General features: G+C 31.4%; 4 protein-coding genes and 1 pseudogene. 4 read left to right on the top strand and 1 reads right to left on the bottom strand.

Going from position 1 to position 4,340, the window contains the following annotated elements; translation table 11 throughout:
* The 3 genes and pseudogenes from AC1DJR_RS19015 to AC1DJR_RS19005 all read left to right on the top strand — a co-directional run.
* A pseudogene (locus AC1DJR_RS19015) lies at positions 1-88 on the top strand (bacitracin ABC transporter ATP-binding protein); the annotation flags it as partial.
* Positions 63-1,994, top strand: a complete 1,932-nt coding sequence (locus AC1DJR_RS19010; RefSeq protein ID WP_477003244.1) for an ABC transporter permease — start codon at positions 63-65, stop codon at positions 1,992-1,994. The pseudogene AC1DJR_RS19015 and the gene AC1DJR_RS19010, both read left to right, overlap by 26 nt.
* Positions 1,995-2,047: 53 nt before the next feature.
* Positions 2,048-2,734, top strand: a complete 687-nt coding sequence (locus tag AC1DJR_RS19005; RefSeq protein ID WP_477003243.1) for a lipoprotein BA_5634 family protein — start codon at positions 2,048-2,050, stop codon at positions 2,732-2,734.
* A gap of 76 nt (positions 2,735-2,810) precedes the next feature.
* On the opposite strand, the gene AC1DJR_RS19000 is transcribed toward AC1DJR_RS19005, so the two are convergent.
* Positions 2,811-3,137, bottom strand: coding sequence for a DUF3914 domain-containing protein (locus AC1DJR_RS19000; protein WP_215577130.1), 327 nt, complete (start codon positions 3,135-3,137; stop codon positions 2,811-2,813).
* Between the two features lie 278 nt (positions 3,138-3,415).
* Between AC1DJR_RS19000 and AC1DJR_RS18995 the strand changes: the two genes are divergently transcribed.
* Positions 3,416-4,340 (top strand): esterase/lipase family protein (locus AC1DJR_RS18995; RefSeq protein WP_477003242.1); only part of this gene is annotated, 925 nt, incomplete at its 3' end.

Below are 4,340 nucleotides of genomic sequence, written 5' to 3'. Positions count from 1 at the left end.
AAGCAGGCAAGCATTTTATCAAAAGATTATGGATGTCCTTTCTTTGTTAGGAGGGAAAAGGCATGACTTTTCGTCAGTTCGCATTTAATAATATTTTTCGTAATAAGCGTACATACGCTGCCCATTTTTTAAGTTGTGCATTTTCTATTATGATTTTCTTTACGTATGCCCTGTTATTATTTCATCCTGATTTACAAGGGGAATTAAAATCGACGAGTACAACAATAAGTGCATTTGGTACATTGGGATTTTCAGTTTCGCAAGGCTTGATTTTTGTATTTTCATTTTTCTTCATTCTATATTCAGTTAGTTCATTTTTAAAAACGCGTAAGAAAGAATTTGGCATTTTAATGATGCAAGGTATGTCAATGAGACAGCTTAAGAAGTTATTGTTAATTGAAAATATGTTGATTGGACTTGGGTCAATTTGTATAGGGATTTTCATAGGACTCATATTTTCTAAACTAGTYTTATTGATAAGCGCWAGTGTATTAATGATTARTAATGGTTTRCCTTTTTATATACCAGTGCRGGCTGTATTATTAACAGTTATCACATTTTTTTTCTTGTTTTTAATTGTTTCACTATTTACATTTAAAATGATAAAAGTAACGGAACTTGTGGAACTTATTCGAGCAGAGGAAAAGCCAAAACCTGAACCGAAATCTTCAGTTTTATTATCGCTACTTTCTTTAATTAGTATAGGGTATGGATATTTTTTAGTATTTCGCTTCATACCAAGTACCAGTTTTATTACGCTTGGGATAGGTGTGCTCCTAGTAATTATAGGAACATACTTTTTATATACACAGTGTAGCGTTTACATATTGCACCTTGCGAAAAGGAGAGAATCTTTCTTTTTAAAGAGAACAAATATATTAACATTTTCTGAATTAATTTACCGTATGAAAGATAATGCAACGATGTTTTTTATAGTATCTATTGTTTCAGCGGTTGCATTTACAGCGATTGGTACGACAGCTGCTCTTGGAAATAGGGATTTGGTAAGGATGACAAATCCCTATACATTTTTGTATGGAAGTTTTGAAAACGATAAAGTATTAAATGAAAATCTTTCTATTATAAAAAAACACCTTTCTGATGCTAATATTCCGTATCGAGTGGCTTCATCTTCATTTATATACACAGAAAATAACGTAAATGTAATGAAGTTAAGTGAATATAACGATCTTGCTAAAGCACTCGGGTATCAACAAGAAACGATTGAAAAAGAAGATGAAATTTTATTAATTCCTGGAGTCGTATCACAAAAACAAGAATTTAAAAATGGCGACTATAAAAAGAATATAGAAGTCATTCAAGGTGACTGGACAAAGACATTTCATGTGAAAAAAGCTGTAGAAAATTTAGTTTTACCACATGATTCTAGAACTATTTATATCGCTGTTAAAGATCAGGTATATGATGGAATCCCTCTTACTAGTGACCCAGTTAATAAAGACATTCAATATCGTACTTACGGATTTGTTGTAGACGATTGGATGAAAACRAAGGGAATTTCAAACGAATTAATTAGTACATTTGAGAAAGATACTAGAGTAGGTAATTTTCAATTTCGGGCTTTAACTATAGATTTGTTAAGTGCAAAGCAAACGAATGGACTATTACTTATGGCAAGTGTTTTAGTCGGAATCGTCTTCTTCACATTCGCCGCTAGTTTTATTTATTTCCGATTATATACTGATTTGGATCGCGATCAACAGCAATATAAACTGATTTCAAAAATGGGATTAAGTAAACGAGAGCTAAAAAAGGTTGTAACGAGACAGTTAGTATTAATGTTCTTCTTACCGATTGTCGTTGCAGTGATTCATACTGTAGTCGCTTATATGGCRTTACAACAATTAGTTGATTTTTCTATAATAAATAGCTCTATCATTATTTTAATTTCATTTGTATGTATACAAGTTCTATACTTCTTTATTACTCGTTGGCGTTACCTACAAAAGCTTTATAAGACTATGGAGCAATAAAATTATTTTACCTAAAAAGATTACAGAAAAGCATATGAAAAATAAATTGAATTATGAAAGGAACCGTGATGAAAAGAACTTTAACTATTTGTATGTTAACTATAATACTTTTAATAAGCTTTAGTGCATGCTCTAAAAAGGACAACCCATTTCCTGCAACCGGTGTATTAATCATTGGAGATGAAAATAAAACTTCACCTATTATTAATCGTTATCAGGAAATTACGAAAGAAAATGAAGTGTTTTCTGTGAAAACAGGTAAATATGGAAAAGGACAGGTGTTAATTTTAAATGAATCTACAGCACAAGCGATGATTAAAGCAAATATTTTTCGTAAACGAGATAATGTATCCAATATAAAACTAATAGATACGTTACCGAAATTCCCTAAAGAAGGCTCGCTGTTGTTTACACATGAAGACGAAAAGAATATGAAAAGTATTGAATTAGAAGGAAAAGAAATTCCTGTTTCATACGATAGTGACGCTTGGATAGGTAACACTCGTAAATATCCAACGCAATGGTATGTGATTGTATCAMAAAATAGTRTGTATAAAGAAATAAAGGYAAATGAAACGAAAATGCAMCTTCTTCATYTGAAAAAATCTYTAGGRGAYGAAAARCCTAARATGTCGACAGATAATACATTGGTTAATGAAAATGTCAAAGTAAAAAAGCTAATTAAAGGTTTGGAAGGAGAAGTATCTTTTCAGTTTGTAACGATTGGAGAAAAACCTTAAAAAAGAGTTCGAGGCTGATGAAAATTTTATCAACTTCGAACTCTTTTTAGTTTATAGACCAATCAAATATTATGCTTTACATTACTTCATCTAATCGAGTCTCACTCGTTTCTTCAATCGCATTTGAATTTTGAGCTTCTTTTTCTTTACGAGACTTTTGTAGCATTTCAAGGATGATCCATAAAGGAACACCTTTATCCTTTAACATCTTCCATAAATCTAATTCGTTAAATTTATGCTCAGGCTGTTTCATTTCTTTTTCAGATAAACGAATATCGAACTTGATAGGATCATTCGCTTTCTTACCTTCAAGTTTAGTAGAAGAGATAGTATTATGCTCAAGATTAGATGGAGTTATTTTAGGAGGTTGAGATAATGTATGAATGTTTGATCCGATTTGCATGCTTTTTCCTCCTTTTCAAGTAATGAAATAAGTTTTCTTATGATTTTTAAATCCATTTAACATGAGGAAACTATATTTAATTATAAATTCAAATAATCAGATTTACAAGTTGTATTGTAAAAAGTAAATGTTTACTTGAATTAATATTTATCAACATTTGTGTATGTTGTCTATATATACAACGTATATAAAATACTTTACATTATGTTTAAGTTGCAAACTAATTTTGTGTTTTTTTTCAAAGATAAATGTAAACGTTTTATTGAGGGGGAGAAAGTATGGGGAAGTTATTTTTAAAAGTATGTTTTTTTACATTAGTGACTGTTTGTTCATTCGCAGCGAAAACAACTTACGCTGAAGAGAGACAACAAAATAATTATCCTATCATATTAGTGAATGGATTTGCTGGATGGGGTAGGGAAGAAATGTTAGGGGTAAAATATTGGGGTGGTGTTCATGATATACAGGAAGATTTAAAAAGAAATGGTTATACAGTACATACTGCTGCTGTTGGCCCTGTTTCTAGTAATTGGGACCGTACATGTGAATTATACGCGCAAATTAACGGTGGAACAGTAGATTATGGTGCGGCACATGCTGAGAAACATGGACATAATCGTTTTGGTAGAACATATAGTGGTTTTGCACCGAATTGGAGTGAAACAAATAAAGTTCATTTAGTTGGGCATAGTATGGGAGGACAAACGACGAGAACATTAGTACAGCTATTAAAAGAAGGAAGTTATGAAGAAAAAAATCATGTGAAAAATCATCCGAACACAAAGATATCACCACTATTTGAAGGTGGTAAATCGTATGTTCATAGTGTTACAACATTAGCAACTCCTCACAATGGTACAACACTTGCGGACGGAAGTCTTCTGTTGCCGTTTGTTAAAGATTTACTCATTACAGCTGCAAGTTTAGGAGGAAACAATAATTTATCATTATATGATTTTAAATTGGAACAATGGGGTATAAAAAAGAATGCCGGAGAGTCTTTTTTCCAATATAGTGATCGTATTCTAAATAGTTCAATTTGGAAAAATACAAAAGATATAAGTCAATGGGATTTAAGTACTGATGGTGCAAAAGAGTTAAATAATTGGGTAAAGACGCAATCGGATGTATATTATTTATCCTATAGTGGACATGCATCGCAAGCAGCACCAATAACAGGCTTACATTTACCTCATATAACGA

The sequence above is a fragment of the Bacillus sp. 05T31 genome (assembly GCF_056396725.1).
This window is presented reverse-complemented; position numbering and strand designations above follow the sequence as displayed.

Bases quoted from the DNA above. Each gene is read 5' to 3' on its own strand.
- AC1DJR_RS19000 (WP_215577130.1), bottom strand. From the start codon at position 3,137: ATGCAAATCGGATCAAACATTCATACATTATCTCAACCTCCTAAAATA.